This window comes from Methylocystis sp. ATCC 49242 (assembly GCF_000188155.2).
Lineage (GTDB): Bacteria > Pseudomonadota > Alphaproteobacteria > Rhizobiales > Beijerinckiaceae > Methylocystis.
On sequence record NZ_KE124774.1, the window covers coordinates 4,182,004 to 4,199,665 of the forward strand.

Sequence of the window (17,662 nt, forward strand, 5' to 3'; positions counted from 1 at the left end):
GGCTTGCCGGCCTCCGGGAGCCCGTCAGGAGGGACGAGATATGGCGAATTTGCCCGTTATCGCGGAAGGCGGCCTGGCCCGTTACCTCGCCGAGATTCGTCGTTTCCCAATGCTGGAGCCCCAGCAGGAATATATGCTCGCCAAGCGCTGGCGCGAGCACGAAGACCCCAAGGCCGCGCAGGAGTTGGTGACGTCGCATCTTCGCCTCGTCGCCAAGATAGCCATGGGCTATCGCGGCTACGGCCTGCCGATCGGCGAGATCATCTCCGAGGGCAACGTCGGCCTCATGCAGGCCGTCAAGCGCTTCGAGCCGGACCGCGGCTTTCGCCTCGCCACCTATGCGATGTGGTGGATCCGCGCGTCGATTCAAGAATATATCCTGCGCTCCTGGTCGCTCGTGAAAATGGGCACCACCGCGAGCCAGAAGAAGCTGTTCTTCAACCTGCGCAAGGCCAAGAGCCGCATCTCCGCCTTCGAGGAAGGCGACATGCGACCGGAGAATGTCGAAAAGATCGCGACCCGCCTCGGCGTTTCGCAGCAGGACGTGATCGAGATGAACCGCCGCATGGGCGGCGACGCCTCGCTCAACGCGCCGCTACGCGAGGAAGGCGAGGGCGAGTGGCAGGACTGGCTCGTCGACGACAGCGAGGATCAGGAGCGGATTCTCGTCGCGCAGGAGGAAAACAACAATCGTCTGAAGGCTCTTCGCGGCGCCCTCGACGTCCTCAACCCGCGCGAGCGCCGCATCTTCGAGGCGCGCCGCCTCGCTGACGATCCCGTGACGCTGGAGCAGCTCTCGGAGGAGTTTGGCGTTTCGCGCGAGCGCGTCCGGCAGATCGAGGTCCGCGCCTTCGAGAAGGTGCAGGCGGCGGTGCGCAGCGGCGTCGCCCGCATCGAGGCGGCGCATCACGCACCGGCGGCGTGAGCCTGCGTCAATCGCAGATGGACTGAAGCGCCTTCCACTCCTCGTCGCTCAAGAGCGGCGGGGACTTTGCACCTTTATCCGCCGCGACCAGCTTGGCGAGCCGGTCCTCGCTCATCGGGTGGTCATTGAGGACCGAGAGCAGATCGTCTTTCTCCTTGCCGGTGATGCGTAGCAGCAACTCGCCCATGGGCCTTGTCGGCCGCCCGAGCCGCGCCAGCGTCTGTGCGGCGAAGTCATCGGCCTGCGCCTCGGTTTCGCGCGAATGGGCGGCGTAGAGCAGCGTCCTGCTGATGACGATCATTGCTCCGCCGCCGGTGACGTCGCCGAAGATCATGCCAACGAGCAGCGCCGTCCCGCCCGTCGCGATGATTCGGCGCAGATGGTCGCGGTGCTCCAGATGGCCCAGCTCATGCGCGAGCACGCCGAGAACCTCGTCCTGTGACCGCGCTTTCGAGAGCAGGCCCGACAGCAGATAGACCTTGCCGCCCGGCAGCGCGAAGGCGTTGGGGATCTTCGAGGAGATCACCTCGATCGTCGCCGGCAGCCGCAGATGCGCGCCTTCCTGCAAACGCTGCGAGAATTTCTTCAGCGCCGCAGCGCGTTTCGGCCCGGCGCAGGTCTCGCCGGAAAATGTCGCCCGGACCTGTGCGTCCGCGCCTTCGCCGATCTTCTTTTCCCATTCGAGCGGGATGAGCGGGGCGATGACGCCCGCCATGCGCGGCACGCCGCCCCAAAGGAAGGCGCCGAACAGCGCCGTCGCGGCAAGCGCAATAACGAGACGTTTGCTGGCGTCGCGGGAAACACGCGGCTGTTCGCCAGCGAGCAGCAGGCAACGCCTCGCGATCTCGCTTTGCGTCCTGGCGTCGTCGGTTTCGAGCCAGGCGCCCTTCGGCGCGCCCACCGCGCGCAGCCGCATGAGCCCGCCCGGCGAGGGAATGCGCCTTATGTCTGCATAGGGCCAGGCGACGATGAAGACGCCGTTTTCGACGATCTCGAGCGCCGGGCCGAAGATGAGCGCGACCGCGCGCCGCTTATCGACATAGCCGTCGAAATAACAGGCTTTCGCCGGTTGAGCATCCTGCGGCGACATTCGGCTCCCCCCATTGCGGCTGCGGCGCCGCTTGCGCTTCTCACGCTATCATCGGACAAGGCAAACACAAGTCGCCGCGCTATATGGCGAAGGATGGCACCGGAGAAATTGCAATGTCCCATTGGCTTATCGCCGGCGCAAGCCGCGGCATCGGATTGGAGCTTGCGCGCCAGCTCGCGCAGCGCGGCGAACATGTGACCGCGAGTCTGCGCAGCGAGGCCGCGCGCGAGACGCTCGCCGCCGCGCTCGCTCCGGCCGGCAAAGCGCAAATCGTCAGTTTCGACACGCGCGATGAAGCCGCGTTGCGCGCCGCCGCAGCGTCGATCATCGAGCCAGTCGACGTGCTGATCGCCAACGCAGGCGCCTATGGGCCGCAACGCCAGTCGACGCTCGACACGGATTTCGACGGCGTGCTCGAACTTCTGTCCACCAATACGCTCGGGCCGCTGCGCGTCGCGCAGGCGTTTCTTCCGCTCCTGCGGCGAAGCAAGCATCCGCGCATCGTCATCATGTCGAGCGTGCTCGGCTCGATGGCCCTGCAGGGCACATTCAACATCGGCTATCGCGCGTCGAAGGCCGGGCTGAACAAGATAACGCAATGTCTCGCGGAGGATCTGAAGCCGGAGGGGATCGCCGTCATCTCGATGCATCCAGGCTGGGTGCGCACGGACATGGGCGGTCCAGACGCGCCGCTCGACGTGACCGAAAGCGCGGAGGGGATCATTGGCGTCGCGGCGGCGCTGACGCTCGTGGAAACGGGCCGTTTCGTCGATTATCGCGGCGAGGAAATCGAGTGGTGAGCGAAATTTTCCTGCCCGCAGGTCGCCGTCGCGGAAAAGCTGCGGCTGTCCGGGCAGGATAAACGGCCGCGATAATTTTCACTGGCTTTCGTGACGTTTACGAGACGCGATCAGCGCCGCATGGGCTTGCGCCTCCAGAGAATCCGCAATCTCTTTCGTGAGGCGCTTTCGCGGCGCGGCGACGTCGAGCGTCGCGACGACATGCGCGGGGCGCGGCGACAGCAGGAAAATCCGGTCAGCGAGAGCGATCGCTTCGCGCAGGTCGTGCGTGACGATCAATGTCGTGATGTGTTTCTCGTCTACGAGCGCGGCGATCTTGTCGCGCAGCTCGCGGGCGAGCGCGACGTCGAGCGAGACGAGCGGCTCGTCGAGCAACAGAAGGTCCGGCTTCACGGCAAGCGCGCGCGCCAGCGCCACGCGGCGCGCGAGACCGAGCGAGAGTTCGCCCGGAAAATGCGCCGCATGTTCCGACAGGGATAGTTCTTCGAGCAGCGTTGCAATCTCTTCCTCGCTCGCCTGCGGGGCGGCGATGCGAAGATTGTCGGCGACGCTGCGCCAGGGCAGGAGGCGCGGCTCCTGAAACGCCATGCCGAGGCGTCCATGCGCGGGGAGTTCGATATGTCCGGTGAAATCGCGATCCAATCCCGCGATCAGGCGCAGCAGGGTCGTCTTGCCGCAGCCCGAGGGGCCAACGACCGCGCCCGCCTGACCGATCGGCAGATTGAGCCGCAGGTCTTCGAGCGCTCGCACAGGCCGGCCATTCGCGGCGTGATGATCCTTATGCGCGATAGCGACGTCGAGCGACGCCGCGCCGCCATCGGGTGACGCGTCTTTCAAGGGGCTGCACCAGTAATGTTTCGACGCCGAGCATCAGCGCCACGAAAGGTAGGGCGTAAGCGAGCAGCAGCTTCATGTCGAAAAGCTGGAACGCCATGTTGATCTCGAAACCGACGCCATTGGAGCGGCCGAGAAGCTCGACGACCAGCACGACCTTCCAAACCAGCGAAAGGCCGGAGCGCGTCGCCGCCGCGAGATAGGGCGCGAGCTGCGGCAACACGAGATGGCGAAATCGCGTCGCGCGCGAGAAATGAAAGGCCTGCGCCATTTCCTCCAGTTGCGGATCGAGCGCGCGGGCGCCTTCCCGCACCACGACGACGGCGTTCGGCAGCTTGTTGAGCGCGACGGCGCCGATGGCCGCGACCTCCGTCAGCCCCGCCCACACATAGGCAAGCACGATGACGACGAGCGCGGGAAGATTGAGCAGCGCGACGAGCCAGGGATCGAGAAGCCGGTCGGCGAGCCTGTTACGGCCCATGAGATAGCCAATCGCCGCGCCCAGACTCATGGCGAGCGCAAATGATGCGATGACGCGCGCGAGCGTAATGGCGAGATTGGAGAAGAGCGCGCCGGAACGCGCCTCTTCGTAAATCGCCTCGAAAACGAGCGACGGCCCGGGCAGGCGGCGGGGATCGGACATCCAGGCGCCGATCTGCCAGACTCCGAGAAGCAGCGCCAGCGAAACGATGCGGATCAATGCGCGCTCTCGCCGCCCTTGTAGAAGACGCCGGCGTCGAGCGTCCTGGCGGGTCCGACGAGCTTCTCGCCGCCGATTTCAGCGAGCGCCTTGTAAAGCGCGGCCGCGTCTGCCTCTTCGTCTTTCACGGCGCGTTTCGGAACGCCGGCGACATAACGCTTGCGATACGCCTCGAGCGTCGCGGCGCCCCTGGGGCCGATGCGTTGCGCGGCGACGGCCCAGGCCTTGTCGTTCGTTGAAATCAGCTCCTTGGCTTTCTTCGTCATCGCAAAGAAGCGCGACAGCGCGTCCCTGTTTTTCGCGGCGAAGGCCTCGTCGAACACATAGCCGGTGATGACCACGTCGCCTTTGGCCCCTAACGCTTTCTCGACGTCGGCAAGTTCGATGGCGCGAGTAAAGCCCTTCGCTTCGAGATCGGCGGCGAAATTCCAGAACTCCAGCGCCGCGTCGATTTCGCCTTGCTGCGCCTTCTCCGCGATGAGCGGCGGCGCCCCGTAGAGAATGGTCGCGCTCCTGTCGAGATCGACGCCGCTCTTGAGCGCGAAGGCCTTCAGCATGAGCCAGCTTTTGTCGAGCGGTCCGCCCGCGACGCCCAGCTTCTTTCCGACGAGATCCTTCACGTTCCTGATCGTGGCGTCTTTCGTCATCACCGCGCCGATGGCGGAAGAATAGGGGTAGAAGGTGAGCTTCGCGCCCTGCGCGCGCTCGCGCGACACCCACAGCCAGTCGGAGACGATGACGTCGGCGCTTCCGCCCTGAATCGCGATCTTGCCGGCTTCGGGCGCCGCGAGTTCGGTCACGTCGAGTTCGAGCCCCGCCTCCTTGTCGAGATCGAAGGCCTTGACGACGGCGAGCTCCCAGCCGGTGGTGCCGGTCTTCTGCAGCGCGAGCCGAAGCTTCTCGGCGGCTTGCGTCGGGACCGCGAGGAACATCGTGACGGCGAGGCCGACGGCGGCGAGGGCGAAGGGGCGTCTCATGATCTTTTCCTGCGAAGCGAGAATTGAAGCTCATAGCGCAGGACGATTGCGGCGTCGATCAGGCCGCCGCGGCGCGGCGACTCAGCATCTCCTCATATATCGCGACGATGCGCTCGACATGCCGCGAGAGGGTCGGCGGATCGCGCCAGAAATCGTCGTAGGCGGCGCGGCTCATGCGGGCGACCGTCGCGTCGTCCTTGAGCCGACCGATGGCGCGGGCAAGCGCGAAGGCGTCGCCGTTGTTGAACCAGAGGCCCGTCTCCTCGTCTGCGACCTCCTCGCGGCCGGCGCAGCCATTGGAGACGATCACAGGCGTTCCCATCGCCTTCGCTTCCAGCACGGTCAGCGGCTGACCTTCATACCAGAGCGACGGGAAGACGAGCGCGCGGGCGTTGCGCAGCGCCTCCGCCGCTTCGTCGGGCGACTTCCAGCCCAGCAGGCGCGCGTCGGGAAAGCGCTGCGCGATCTCCGCCGCCATTGGCCCATCGCCCACGAAAGTCGCGACCTGGCCGATCCGCGCGGCGGCCTCCGCGAAGAGCAGCGGGCCTTTCTCGGGCGAGAGGCGCCCGAGAAAGATGAAGTCGCCCGAAGCCGGATTTTCCTTGGGCCCGCGATCTACGGCGTCGATCGGGTTCGAGACATGATGCAGCCGCGCGCTCTTCGGAATGAAGGGCGCGATGACGTCCCGCTGGAAATTCGAGATGCAGACATAGTCCGAAAAGACCTGCGGCAGCCGCGCGAAGTGCTTGGCGAGCAGCAGCCGCCCGCCGCGCCAGAGCTTCCTGACGTAATTGCGCTGGTCGCAATGCGTCGCGAAACAGGCGGGCGACAGCGGCTCGAGCGAACAGGCGACATTGGTCTGGTAATTGTAGAAACCGCCGTTGGGGCAGAACAGGAAATATTCGTGCACCGTATAGAGCGCCGGCAGCTTCGATTGCGCGATTGCGGGCGCGATGGACGGCGACAGCGCGCGCGCCCATCCATGCACATGAACGACCGTGCGATCCGCCGGCAGCTTCGCGAGAAGTTCGCGAAGCGCTTTGGCGGCGTCCGTGTTCCACGTTCCCTGAATCATCGCCGCCGCGCGCGAGGGATTGCCGAGGAGATCGGTCTGTCCGAGACAGGCGACCTCGACGCCTTCTTCCTGCAAACGCGGGTCAACCGGCGCCGCCGCGGCGAAGAAGATCACGCGCAGCCCTGCGCGCTTCATGCCGATTGCGCTTTCGATCGCGACCTTGGCCTGTCCGCCGGTGATGGAGCCATGGTCGACGCAGACGACGACCGTCAGAGGTTCAGACATCGTCATCCCTTTCGCGACAGCATCCGGTCATAGACCTTCAGCGTTTCCTCGATATGCCGGTCGAGCGTCGCCGGCGCGCGCCAATAGGCGTCATAGGCCTGCGCCGAAAGACGCGCGACGAGCGCGTCGTCCTTCAGACGCGTCATTGCGTCGGCGAGGCTCGCGGCGTCGCCGCTCTCGAACCAGAGGCCGGTGACGCCGTCCTCCACCGCCTCGCGGCCGGCGCAGGCGTCGGAGACGATGACGGGCGTTCCCATGGCCTTCGCCTCCAGCACGGTGAGCGGCTGGCCTTCATACCAGAGAGAAGGAAAAACCAGCGCGCGCACATTGCGCATTGCGGTTCGCACCTCCTGCGGCGCCTTCCAGCCGAGCATCCGCAATTGCGGGAAGCGCGCGCGAAGTTCCCCGGCGATATGGCCGTCGCCGACGATCACCGGCGTCACGCCCGCGCGCTCCGCGGCCTCCGCGAACAGAAAGGCGCCTTTCTCCGCCGACAGACGGCCGACGAAGAGAAAATCCCCGCTCGCCGGATTTTCCTTCCGGCCCAGCGGCTCCGCCTCGACAGGATTCGCCACGCGATGGATCGCCGCGGCGCGCGGGAGGTAGGGCGCCAGCGCCTCCTCCTGCAATTGCGAGATCAGCAATATGTCGGAGAAGGCGTCGGCCAGATGCGCGACATGCTGCGCGACCAACATGCGCGCGTTGCGCCACAGCTTGAAAGGATAGTTGCGCGAGTCGCAATTCGTGGCCCAGCAGGCGGCGGACATGGGCGAGAGGCGGCAGACGGCGTTTTCCTGATAGTTGTAGAAACCGCCATTGGGGCAATGCAGGAAATATTCGTGCATCGTATAGGCCGCAGGAAGTCCCGAGGCGCGGATCGGCTGTGCGATGGAAGGCGAGAGCGCCTTCGCCCAGCCATGCACATGGACGATCGTCTCGCGCGGAAGCGGCGCGAGGACTTCAGCGAGGGCGCGGGCGGCCTCGGCGTTCCAGACGCCCTGCCGCGCGGCGGCGAGGCGCGAGGGGTTGCCCAGAATGTCGTACTGGTCGAGACAGCGGGTCTCGATCCCCGCCGCCTGAAGGCGGGGATCGGCTGGCCCGCAGGCCGCGAAGAAGATCACGCGCGCCCCCGCCGCCCTGAGACCGAGGGCGCTTTCGATGGCGACCTTGGACTGCCCCCCGCTGACGAACGCGTGATCGACGCAAATGACGACGGTGGGGAGGGGCATGGCGGCTCCGGCGGGCGGGGAGGGCGCAGCCTATACCGGTCAAGCTTGCGGTGGAGTAAACAGGGGACCCGTTCGCGCCGCGCGCATCCCGTCTCGAATCGCGTTAATATCCCGCCATGGCCACTAAACCCGATCTTTTCGGCGGCGCGCCGCGCAAGGCGCCCGCGTCCAAACCCGCCGCGAAAAGCGGCCCGGTCGAATATTCCGCCGCCTCCATCGAGGTTCTCGAGGGGCTGGAGCCCGTGCGCCGGCGCCCCGGCATGTATATCGGCGGCACCGACGAGACGGCGATGCACCATCTCTTCGCCGAGGTGCTCGACAACGCCATGGACGAGGCCGTCGCCGGCCACGCCACCTTCATCGAGGTGACGCTGGAGCCCGGCGGCTGGCTGACCGTCACCGACAACGGCCGCGGCATCCCCGTCGGCCCGCACCCAAAAATGAAGGACAAGTCGGCGCTGGAGGTCGTGATGACCGTGCTGCACGCCGGCGGCAAGTTCGACTCGGGCGCCTATCAGACCTCGGGCGGTCTGCACGGCGTCGGCGTCTCGGTGGTGAACGCCCTGTCGGAGAAGGTCGAGGTCGAGGTCGCGATCGAGCAGCAGCTCTACCGCATGGAGTTCTCGCGCGGCCTGCCTCTCGGCAAGCTGGAGCGGCTTGGTAAGGTGCACAACCGCCGCGGCACGAAAGTGCGCTTCAAGCCCGACGCGCAGATTTTCGGCGAGAGCGCGCATTGGAAGCCCGCGCGCCTCTTCCGCATGTCGCGCTCCAAGGCCTATCTCTTCGGCGGCGTCGAAATCCGCTGGCGCTGCGATCCCTCGCTGATCGAGCCCGGCTCGGACACGCCCGCCGACGCGGTGCTGCGCTTCCCGGGCGGCCTGAAGGATTATCTGGCGCGCGAAGTCCACGGCAAGGAGGTCGTCACCGACCAGCCCTTCACCGGCAAGGTGACGCGCGAGGGCGGCCATGGCTCGCTCGAATGGGCGGTCTCATGGCTCCCGGAGGACGACGGCTTCGTTCACTCCTACTGCAACACCGTGCCGACGCCCGATGGCGGCACGCATGAGGCGGGCTTCCGCCTCGCGCTGCTGAAGGCGCTGAAGGACCATGCCGATCGCGTGGGCCAGACCAAGCGCGCCAAGGACGTCACCGGCGACGATCTGATGGGCCAGTCGGCGGCGATGATTTCGGTCTTCATCCGCGAGCCGGAGTTTCAGGGCCAGAACAAGAGCCGGCTGATGAGCGTCGAGGCGTCTCGCATCGTCGAGAGCACGGTGCGCGACGCCTTCGACCACTGGCTCGCCGCTGCGCCGACGCAGGCCAACAAGCTCCTGGATTTCGCGGTGGAGCGCGCCGAGGAGCGCCTGCGCCGCCGAGCCGAGAAGGACATCGCCCGCAAGACCGCGACCCGAAAGTTGCGATTGCCGGGCAAGCTCGTGGACTGCACCAATAACTCGGCTCAAGGCTCCGAGCTGTTCATCGTCGAAGGCGATTCCGCCGGCGGCTCGGCCAAGGAGGCCCGCAACCGCGCGACGCAGGCCGTGCTGCCCTTGCGCGGCAAGATCCTGAACGTCGCGTCGGCGACCAAGGACAAGCTGCTCGCCAATCAGCAGCTCGCCGATCTCACGCAGGCGCTCGGCTGCGGGCTCGGCGCGCATTATCGCGAGGAGGAGCTGCGCTACGACAAGGTGATCGTGATGACCGACGCCGACGTCGACGGCGCCCATATCGCGTCGCTGCTCATCACCTTCTTTTACCGCCAGATGCCCAAGCTCATCGAGAAGGGCCACCTCTATCTGGCGCAGCCGCCGCTCTACAAGCTCACGCAAGGGCCCAAGACGGTCTACGCCCGCGACAACGACCATCGCGACGAGCTCATCAGGACTGTGCTGACGGGCAAGGGCAAGATCGAGACGAGCCGCTTCAAGGGCCTCGGCGAAATGAGCGCCGCGCAATTGAAGGAAACGACGATGGACCCGACGAAGCGAACGCTGCTCAAGGTCGTCATCGAGGGCGAGGATCGCGAGGAGACCGCCGATTGCGTCGAGCGGCTGATGGGAAACAAGCCCGAGGCGCGCTTCGCCTTCATCCAGGAGAAGGCCGCCTTCGCTGTCGAGCTTCTGGACGTGTGACGCACCCGAGACGTCGTTCCGGCTCGAAGCGAGTCGGAACGGCGCCAGCGGCGAATGGCGACTTAGTGGAGCTGCCCCCGCACCGCGCCGTTCGGAAAGGCGCCGTTGTGAACATTGACGTAGAAGCTCGTCGGGTCCGCGCGAATGGCGTTGGCGGTCGCCGCCGGCACATTCGTGCAGCCCGACGAGGCGCCAGGATTGCCGCCGCCGGGCGCGTTGGGCGGGAGGAGATTCACGACAACGCCGCCGTTGACGCCGGACGGCCCGCGGTGGATGTGGGCCGCGGTCGCGCCGGCGAGATTGTCCACGGTGAGACCAAAGCAGATGGTGGTGGTCGTCGCGTTCAACGGGACCAGCAGCACCGTCGCCGAGCCAATGGCGTCGAGATCGCCCTTCCGGCAGACCGGCCCTGCGGGCGGCGCGGCGGAGTTGCACTCATTGCCGCCGTTGAGGACCGCGAACAGCGGCGCCCCCATTGCGGATTGCGCTCTTGCGCTGGTCGAACAGGCCAGAACCCCGACAGCGGCCAGCGCCGCGCATGCAAATGCACGAAACATAATCATTGGAGCATCCCCCTCTCCGACGCTCTTCCCGTCGGAACGGGCAAGCGTCGACAAACAAGATAGCGCAAGGGATCGGGAAGCACAGCTTCAACTTTGCAAAGACAGCCCGCAGTCGCGCAAAAGGCGGATTGCGGTTTTTCTCGCCTCGCGACGCATCCCGTACTATGCTTGTTTTCGATCAGTTACGTCATGACCCGACTATCTGAGGATCACTACTTGACCGACGCCGATTTAAGCCTCGACCCCCCGGCCGCATCGACAAAGCCGCACTCGGGATGCGACGTCATCAGCGATCAGGCCGACGCGCTGGAGCGCATGCAGCTCGCCCTCGACGCCGGGCGCACCGGCATATGGGACTGGAACCTCGTCACCGGCGAGGTGCATCTCGACGCCCGCGTGCGCCAGCTGTGGGGACTTCCCGAGGACACGCAGGCGAACTTCGAAATCTTTCGCAACGCGCTGCACCCGCAGGATCGACGCCGCACCAAGGAGGCGGTCGAAGTCGCGCTCGACCCAAATCATGACGGCGATTACGAGATCGAATATCGCGTCATCGGTCTGAAGGATCAGGTGGAGCGCTGGGTGTCGATCCGCGGCCGCACCTATTTCGAGGACGGCCGCGCCGTGCGCATTCTCGGCACGGCGCGCGACATCACAGGGCGCAAGCAGCGCGAGCAGCATGTCCGCGTGCTGCTGCGGGAGCTGGTGCATCGCTCGAAAAACCTGCTCGCCGTCGTGCAGGCGATGTCGCGTCAGACCGCCGCCGGATCGCCCTCGGTCGAGGACTTCCAGCGCAAGTTCAGCGCGCGGCTGCAGGCGCTCTCCATGGCGCACGACCTGCTCGTCTCGCAGGACTGGCGCGGCGCCTCGATGCGCGAGCTGGTCCGCGCGCAGCTCTCCTATTGCATGGACGTGCCCAAGGACGACATCGGCGAGCATGCGCGCATCGACGGCCCGAAGATCATGCTGAAGCCGGAGGCCGCGCAAAACATCGGCCTCGCGCTTCACGAGCTCGCGACGAATGCGCTGAGCTATGGCGCGCTGTCGCGCCCCGACGGCGCGGTTTCGCTGAGCTGGCGGTTCGAGGACGGGCGGCTGAACATCGAATGGCGCGAGAGCGGCGGCCCTTCGGTCACGGCGCCGCCGCGCGAAGGTTTTGGCCACAAGGTCGTCAAGCGGCTTGTCGCCCAGGCCCTCGACGGAACAGCGACGCTGAACTTTCCGCCCGACGGGCTGGTGTGGACGCTGTCGATCCCTGCGAGCTTTGCGATGTTGAAGGTCGAACAGACGTCGGCGTGATCAGCCCAGCAGGTCGATCAACGGCGCGATCAGAGGCGCGTCCGCGGGCGGCATGTCGTAATTGCGCAGATCGCGCGGGCGCACCCATTTGATCGCCTGGCCTTCGGCAGGCGCGACGAAGCCTTCCCATTTCCGGCACACGTAGAGCGGCATCAGCAGATGGAAGTCGTCATAGGCGTGGCTCGCGAAAGTCAGCGGCGCGAGGCAGGGCGCCTTGACGACGACGCCGAGCTCCTCCGCCAGCTCACGGATCAGCGCGTCCTCCGGCCGCTCGCCGGGGTCGAGCTTGCCGCCGGGAAACTCCCACAGGCCGGCAAGCTGCTTTCCCTCGGGGCGCTGCGCGATGAGAACGCGATTATCCGCGTCGACGAGCGCCGCCGCGACGACGAGAAGAAGTTTCATCGCGCTCAACTACGGTAGTCGCCGTTGATGGCGACATATTCCTTCGTGAGATCGCAGGTCCAGACCGTCGCGGTCCCGGCGCCGAGGCCGATGTCCACATTGATCACGATCTCCTGGCGCTTCATGATCTCGGAGACCTCCTCTTCATTGTAATTGGGATCGCGCAGGCCCTTCCAGGCGACGCGCACGCCGCCGAACCAGATGGCGAGCCTGTCGCGGTCCGCCTTTTCGCCGGCCTTGCCGACGGCCATGACGACGCGGCCCCAATTGGCGTCCTCGCCGGCAATCGCCGTTTTCACCAGCGGCGAATTTGCGATGGAGAGCGCGATGCGCTTGGCGGCTTTGGCGCTCTCGGCCCCCGTCACCGTCACTTCGACAAATTTGCGCGCGCCTTCGCCGTCCTTCACCACCTGATGCGCGAGATCGAGCAGCACGGCGTCGAGCGCGCGCCTGAAATCGGCGAGGCGCCGGTCGTTCGCCTTCTCGATCTTCGGCGCCCCGCGTTTCTTCGCCGCGCCGGTCGCGAAGAGCAGCAGCGTGTCGGAGGTCGAGGTGTCGCTGTCGACGGTGATCGAGTTGAAGGAGCCCTGCACCGATTTAGACAACATCGTCTGCAGCGCGTCGGCGGCGATCGGCGCGTCGGTGAAGACGAAGGCGAGCATGGTCGCCATGTCCGGCGCGATCATGCCGGCGCCCTTGGCGAAGCCGCTGATCGTCACTTCCACGCCGCCGATCGTGGCCGTGCGCGTCGCGAGCTTGGGGAAGGTGTCGGTCGTCATGATCGCGCGCGCGGCCTCCAGCCACGCGTCGGGCCGCGCCTGCTGCGCGAGCTTGTCGAGCACGCCGTCGAATTTCGAGGCGTCGAGCGGCTCACCAATAACGCCCGTAGAGGCAAGGAAAATCTGCCGCTCGCTCGCGCCGGTCGCGGCGGCGGCGAGTTTGGCGGAAAATTTCACCGCCTCTGCGCCGGTTTTGCCTGTGAAGGCGTTGGCGTTGCCCGAATTGACGAGCAATGCCCGCGCCTTGCCGCCCTTCAGCTTCGCGCGACACCAGTCGACGGGCGCTGAGGAGCATTTGGATTTCGTGAATACGCCGGCGACGGTCGCGCCTTCGTCCATGATCGCCAGCATGACGTCCGTGCGGCCCTTGTAGCGCACGCCGGCGGCGCCGGCTGCAAAGCGCACGCCGTCGAGCGGCGCGATTTCCGGCGTCGTTTTCGGCGCGAGGGGCGAAAGGGGAGCGTCATGGGCCATCGGAATCACCCTTGGTGGTGCAGTGCATCACAGGGGTTTGGCGGCGCGACGCGATGGCGTCAAGCCTTTCGATGGGCCAAAAAAATCAGCCGGCGCGCGCGAGGCGCGCCGGCGCTTTCAAACTACTTTTTCTTCTCTTCCGGCTTTGCCGCCGGGGCGGCGGCCGGCTTGGCGTCCTTCGCGGCGTCGGCCGGAGGCTGATCGGTGCGCTCGATCTTGGCGGCCTCGCGCAGCTTCACGACGAGATCGCTCTGGGCCTTCTGCACGACATAGCGGGCGACCTGATCCTTAACCTGGTCGAGCGGCGGGAACGCCTTCGGGCGCTTTTCGTCGAGCTTGATGATGTGCCAGCCGAACTGGGTCTTCACCGGATCGGAGATCTGGCCGGGCTCGAGCTTGGCGGCGGCGTCCGCGAATTCGGGCACCATGCGGTCCTTGGTGAACCAGCCGAGGTCGCCGTTCTTCGGGCCGCTGTCCTTCGACACCTCGGCGACGACCTTGGCGAAATCCTCGCCGCCCTTCACGCGCGCCAGCGCCTTCTTCGCATCCTCCTCGGATCCGACGAGGATATGGTGAGCGTGATATTCCGTCTCCGGCTTCTGGTTCTTCGCAGCCTCGTCATAGGTCTGCTTGATCGCGGCCTCGGTCGCCGCCTGCTTCGCGACATTGCCCAGCAGCGTCTCCATAAGCGCCTTGTCGCGCAGATAGGCGAGCTTCTTGGCGAACTCCGGCGTTTCAGCGAGCTTGTCCGCCTGCGCTTTCTGAACGACGAGCTGCTCGTCGACGAGGAAGTCGAGCACATAGGCGTCACGCGCCTTGCCTTCGAGCTGGCGTGGAATGCCCGGGCCGAGATCTTCCATCGCGAGCTTCAGGTCGTCGTCGGTAATTTCGACGCCATTGACCTTGGCGAGCACCTTGGCGTTCGCCGGCGCGCCGGCCGCCAGAAGGGCGGCGAGGCCGAACGCCCCGAGGGCGGCGCGGGTCGTGAAACGCGCATTCTTGCGGGCATGTGACATGATTTGCTCCAGAAAACAGGGCGAAAAGCCCCAAAAAGGCGGGCGCCGCAGTTGGCGTGAAAGGTTCCTGCGTGACGAATTTGGCGTATCTATGCCCGAGGCGGCGTCTCTGACAACTCCCTTCCGCCCGAAAGCTGCGCGCCCCGAACCGGCCCGACGATGTTGACAAATATCTCGCGCGTCTTTTTTTCCGTTTCGCCCAGCAGCGCCTCGAGATGCGAGAGGTTGGGCGAGTCCCCGACGCGAAGCAGGAGTTCGGCGAGGCCGCGCGGCGCGTCCGCGGGGCGGAAGGCGTCGTCGACGGCGAGGCGCAGCAGCTGCATGAGGCCCTGATAGAGGCGGTAGGCGGCGATCAGCGCCTCGGCCGCTCCTGCGTCGAGCAAGGCGGCGTCGCGGAGTTTCTGCAGGGCGTCGGGCGTCGTGGTCGAAAAGACTTCGGGGTGTTGGCGCCCGTGCAGCAGCATCAGATATTGCGCCAGAAATTCGATGTCGATAAGCCCGCCCGCAACCTGTTTCACCTCCCAGGGGCTCGTTGAACCCTTTTCCTTTTCGATCAACCGGCGCATCGCGAGCACGTCGGACTTGAGTTTTTCCGGGCTGCGCGGAAGCGTCAGCGCCGTGCGGATCGCCTCTTCGACACGGACGGAGAAATCCGCTGGTCCCGAGAGAGCGCGGGCGCGGGTGAGCGCCATGTGCTCCCATGTCCAGGCCTCGTTCTCCTGATAATCGGCGAAAGCCCTGAGGCTGACCGCGATCGGCCCCTTGTTGCCCGAGGGGCGCAGGCGGAAGTCGGTTTCGTAGAGCAGGCCCTCCGCGGTCGGCGCCGACAGCGCGGTGATGAGGCGCTGGGTGAGGCGGGCGTAATATTGCGGCGTGGAGACCGAGCGCTCGCCGCCGACGGACTCCGCGAGCGGATCGGCGTCGTAAAGCAGCATGAGGTCGAGGTCGGATGCGGCGGTCATCTCGCGGCCGCCGAGTTTCCCCATGGCGACGACCGCCGCCGCGCCGCCCTCGATGCGGCCATGCGCCTTTTCGAACTCCTCGCAGACGCGCTGGAAAAGACCCGAGATCAGCGTTTCCGCGAGCCGCGTGTAGGCCTGGCCGGCCTCCGCGACGGACACGGAGCCGGTGAGCACGCGGACGCCGATGAGGAATTTTTGCTCCTGTCCGAAAATGCGCGCGCGATCGAGCGCGTCTTCGTAAGAGCTGGCTTCGCCGAATTGCGCCGCGAGACGCTGCTCCAGTTCGGCCTGCGTCGGCACGGTCTCGAAGAAGGCGGGCTCCATCAGCGCGTCGAGCACGCGCGGACGGCGCGAAATGGTCTGCGAAAGCTTCGGCGCCGAACCGGTTATCGCGGCGAGGAGATTTAGCAGCCGCGGCTGAGAGACGAGCAGCGAAAAAAGCTGCACGCCCGCCGGCAATTTCGAGATCAGCTTGTCGAAAGCGAGAAAGGCCTGATCGGCGTTCTCCGTCGCCGCCAGCGCTTCGAGCAGTTTGGGCGTGAGTTCGGTGAGGCGCTCGCGCGCAACCGTCGAACGCGTTGCGGCATAGCGGCCGAAGTGCCAGCCGCGGATCGTCGCGGTGACGGTCTTCGGATTCGCGAAGCCCATATTGGCGAGCGTCTCGATCGTGCCCGGATCGTCGTCGTCTCCCGTGAAGACGAGATTGCCGGTCTCGGAAGTAAGCTCCGGCGCGCTTTCGAAGAGGCGCGCATAGTGTCCCTGCACGATGTCCAGCCGCTTCAGCAACGCCTCGGCGAAATCGGCGTAGCCGGCGAATCCCATCATGCGTCCGATGTTGGCGACGCCTTCTTCCGTGTCGGGAAGCGTATGCTTCTGCTCGTCCGCGACCATCTGGATGCGATGTTCGACGTCGCGCAGGAAGAGATAGGCCTCGCGCAATTCGTCACGCGCCCGCGCCTCCACCCAGCCGCTGTCGACAAGCTGATCGAGCATGGGAAGCGTCGCGCGCCCGCGCAGGCTCTTGTCGCGCCCGCCGGTGATGAGCTGCTGCGTCTGCGTGAAGAATTCGATCTCTCGAATGCCGCCGCGGCCGAGTTTTATGTTGTGGCCGACGACGGCGATCTTCCCATGGCCCTTGTGGGTGTGGATCTGCCGCTTGATCGAATGAACGTCGGCGATGGCCGCGAAGTCGAAATATTTGCGCCATACGAAAGGCGCGAGCTCCTTGAGAAACTCTTCGCCCGCGAAAATATCGCCCGCGACGGGCCGCGCCTTGATGAAAGCCGCGCGCTCCCAGTTCTGGCCCATGCTTTCGTAGTAACTGAGCGCCGCCTCCAACGGGATTGCGATTGGCGTCGCGCCGGGATCGGGGCGCAGGCGCAGATCGGTGCGGAACACGTAGCCGTCGCTCGTGCGCTCGCTCATGATCTTGACGATGCGCTTCGTCATTTTCACGAAGAAATCGACGTCCTCTGAGGGGTCGGCGAGCCGCGCGCGCGAGCGGTCGAAGAAGACGACGAGGTCGATGTCGGAGGAATAATTGAGTTCGTAGGCGCCGCCTTTGCCCATGCCCAGAAAGATCCAGCCGGAGCCGCGCTCCGGATCGCGTATGTCGGCGAGTTCGATCTTGCCGGCGAGAGAGGCTGCGCGCAGCGTGAAGCGGACGGCGGCGGAAAGCGTGGCGTCGGCGATGCGGGTGAGCGCCTCGGTCGCCTGCAGCGTCTCCCAGACCTTGGAGAGATCGGCGATGGCGATGACGAGCGCCGCCTCCTGCTTGACGAGCCGTAATTCGCGCATCAACGCCGCTTCATCGTCGGTCTCTATCGCCCGCGTCGCCTCGATGAGTTGCGCAACGCGCTGCGCCGGATCGCAGGTCAACGCGGCGGCGAGGCGAGCCGGATCGCGCGTTGCGAGATCGGTAAGATAGGGCGAGGAGCCAAACACGCCGAAAAGCAGGTCGCGCGCTTTCGGGCGCTCCGCCATGACCGCCGCCAGCGCGCCCCCAGCGACGGCGTCCTTCTCCAGCGCCCGTTCGAGCCCCTTCTGCGCCCTTTCGGGGTCGGCAGGGTCGATGATGACTTTCGCGCGGTCGATGAGGGAGGCGGCGTCGGGCGTCAAAAGGCGTTTCCTTGCTTGGCCGTCTAGGCGGCTGCTGCGCTACGGTATAATCCGGCTGGCCC

The 17,662-nt window shown here is 65.9% G+C and carries 15 protein-coding genes; 4 read left to right on the plus strand and 11 right to left on the minus strand.

Translation table 11 applies throughout. The features are described 5' to 3' along the window. Positions 1-40: 40 nt before the first annotated feature. The gene (gene rpoH, locus MET49242_RS22395; protein WP_036286230.1) at positions 41-925 is read left to right on the plus strand and encodes an RNA polymerase sigma factor RpoH; all 885 of its coding nucleotides are present in this window, start codon (positions 41-43) and stop codon (positions 923-925) included. Between the two features lie 7 nt (positions 926-932). Here the strand turns inward: rpoH and MET49242_RS22400 are convergent, their stop codons facing one another. Further along, positions 933-2,015: a M48 family metallopeptidase gene (locus MET49242_RS22400; RefSeq protein ID WP_036286233.1), complete on the minus strand. Its 1,083-nt coding sequence runs from the start codon at positions 2,013-2,015 to the stop codon at positions 933-935. 113 nt (positions 2,016-2,128) lie between these two features. Here MET49242_RS22400 and MET49242_RS22405 point away from each other — a divergent pair, with 113 nt between their 5' ends. Then, on the plus strand, positions 2,129-2,815 hold the full coding sequence (locus tag MET49242_RS22405; RefSeq protein ID WP_036286234.1) for an SDR family oxidoreductase: 687 nt from the start codon (positions 2,129-2,131) through the stop codon (positions 2,813-2,815). Between the two features lie 78 nt (positions 2,816-2,893). On the opposite strand, the gene MET49242_RS22410 is transcribed toward MET49242_RS22405, so the two are convergent. The 5 genes from MET49242_RS22410 to MET49242_RS22430 are packed head-to-tail and all read right to left on the minus strand — an operon-like array spanning position 2,894 to position 7,855. Beyond that, a complete protein-coding gene (locus MET49242_RS22410; RefSeq protein WP_036286235.1) occupies positions 2,894-3,652 on the minus strand; it encodes an ABC transporter ATP-binding protein in 759 nt (252 codons plus the stop codon). Beyond that, positions 3,594-4,349 carry an ABC transporter permease gene (locus MET49242_RS22415; RefSeq protein ID WP_036286236.1) on the minus strand — a complete coding sequence of 252 codons (756 nt, stop codon included), beginning with the start codon at positions 4,347-4,349 and terminating at the stop codon, positions 3,594-3,596. The genes MET49242_RS22410 and MET49242_RS22415 overlap by 59 nt, the downstream gene beginning before the upstream one ends. Further along, complete coding sequence (locus MET49242_RS22420) at positions 4,346-5,326, minus strand: ABC transporter substrate-binding protein (protein WP_036286242.1); 981 nt, start codon at positions 5,324-5,326, stop codon at positions 4,346-4,348. Before MET49242_RS22420 ends, MET49242_RS22415 begins: the two co-directional genes overlap by 4 nt. 58 nt (positions 5,327-5,384) lie before the next feature. Next, positions 5,385-6,626: a glycosyltransferase family 4 protein gene (locus tag MET49242_RS22425; protein ID WP_051134575.1), complete on the minus strand. Its 1,242-nt coding sequence runs from the start codon at positions 6,624-6,626 to the stop codon at positions 5,385-5,387. A gap of 2 nt (positions 6,627-6,628) precedes the next feature. Next, positions 6,629-7,855: a glycosyltransferase family 4 protein gene (locus MET49242_RS22430; protein ID WP_036286244.1), complete on the minus strand. Its 1,227-nt coding sequence runs from the start codon at positions 7,853-7,855 to the stop codon at positions 6,629-6,631. Between the two features lie 116 nt (positions 7,856-7,971). Here MET49242_RS22430 and parE point away from each other — a divergent pair, with 116 nt between their 5' ends. Beyond that, on the plus strand, positions 7,972-9,987 hold the full coding sequence (gene parE / locus MET49242_RS22435; protein ID WP_036286271.1) for a DNA topoisomerase IV subunit B: 2,016 nt from the start codon (positions 7,972-7,974) through the stop codon (positions 9,985-9,987). 62 nt (positions 9,988-10,049) lie between these two features. On the opposite strand, the gene MET49242_RS23670 is transcribed toward parE, so the two are convergent. Next, a complete protein-coding gene (locus MET49242_RS23670) occupies positions 10,050-10,463 on the minus strand; it encodes a CHRD domain-containing protein (RefSeq protein ID WP_051134421.1) in 414 nt (137 codons plus the stop codon). A gap of 276 nt (positions 10,464-10,739) precedes the next feature. Between MET49242_RS23670 and MET49242_RS22445 the strand changes: the two genes are divergently transcribed. After that, entirely contained in the window at positions 10,740-11,849 is a 1,110-nt protein-coding gene (locus MET49242_RS22445; protein ID WP_084679349.1) for a sensor histidine kinase, read from the plus strand. Here MET49242_RS22445 and MET49242_RS22450 read toward each other — a convergent pair whose 3' ends face one another. From MET49242_RS22450 to MET49242_RS22465, 4 genes are all read right to left on the minus strand, one after another. Beyond that, positions 11,850-12,251 (minus strand): (deoxy)nucleoside triphosphate pyrophosphohydrolase, encoded by a 402-nt coding sequence (locus MET49242_RS22450; RefSeq protein WP_036286274.1) that lies wholly within the window; start codon positions 12,249-12,251, stop codon positions 11,850-11,852. A gap of 5 nt (positions 12,252-12,256) precedes the next feature. Then, positions 12,257-13,504: a bifunctional glutamate N-acetyltransferase/amino-acid acetyltransferase ArgJ gene (gene argJ, locus MET49242_RS22455; protein ID WP_036286276.1), complete on the minus strand. Its 1,248-nt coding sequence runs from the start codon at positions 13,502-13,504 to the stop codon at positions 12,257-12,259. Between the two features lie 122 nt (positions 13,505-13,626). Then, on the minus strand, positions 13,627-14,520 hold the full coding sequence (locus MET49242_RS22460; RefSeq protein ID WP_036286279.1) for a peptidyl-prolyl cis-trans isomerase: 894 nt from the start codon (positions 14,518-14,520) through the stop codon (positions 13,627-13,629). Positions 14,521-14,609: 89 nt separating this feature from the next. Further along, a complete protein-coding gene (locus tag MET49242_RS22465) occupies positions 14,610-17,600 on the minus strand; it encodes a bifunctional [glutamine synthetase] adenylyltransferase/[glutamine synthetase]-adenylyl-L-tyrosine phosphorylase (RefSeq protein ID WP_036286281.1) in 2,991 nt (996 codons plus the stop codon). Positions 17,601-17,662 lie beyond the last annotated feature (62 nt).

Coding starts and splice junctions, on each gene's coding strand:
- MET49242_RS22430 (WP_036286244.1), bottom strand. CDS start 7,855: ATGCCCCTCCCCACCGTCGTCATTTGCGTCGATCACGCGTTCGTCAGC.
- MET49242_RS22450 (WP_036286274.1), bottom strand. CDS start 12,251: ATGAAACTTCTTCTCGTCGTCGCGGCGGCGCTCGTCGACGCGGATAAT.
- parE (WP_036286271.1), top strand. CDS start 7,972: ATGGCCACTAAACCCGATCTTTTCGGCGGCGCGCCGCGCAAGGCGCCC.
- MET49242_RS22420 (WP_036286242.1), bottom strand. CDS start 5,326: ATGAGACGCCCCTTCGCCCTCGCCGCCGTCGGCCTCGCCGTCACGATG.
- argJ (WP_036286276.1), bottom strand. CDS start 13,504: ATGGCCCATGACGCTCCCCTTTCGCCCCTCGCGCCGAAAACGACGCCG.
- rpoH (WP_036286230.1), top strand. CDS start 41: ATGGCGAATTTGCCCGTTATCGCGGAAGGCGGCCTGGCCCGTTACCTC.
- MET49242_RS22445 (WP_084679349.1), top strand. CDS start 10,740: ATGACCCGACTATCTGAGGATCACTACTTGACCGACGCCGATTTAAGC.
- MET49242_RS22460 (WP_036286279.1), bottom strand. CDS start 14,520: ATGTCACATGCCCGCAAGAATGCGCGTTTCACGACCCGCGCCGCCCTC.
- MET49242_RS22405 (WP_036286234.1), top strand. CDS start 2,129: ATGTCCCATTGGCTTATCGCCGGCGCAAGCCGCGGCATCGGATTGGAG.
- MET49242_RS23670 (WP_051134421.1), bottom strand. CDS start 10,463: ATGGGGGCGCCGCTGTTCGCGGTCCTCAACGGCGGCAATGAGTGCAAC.
- MET49242_RS22400 (WP_036286233.1), bottom strand. CDS start 2,015: ATGTCGCCGCAGGATGCTCAACCGGCGAAAGCCTGTTATTTCGACGGC.
- MET49242_RS22425 (WP_051134575.1), bottom strand. CDS start 6,626: ATGTCTGAACCTCTGACGGTCGTCGTCTGCGTCGACCATGGCTCCATC.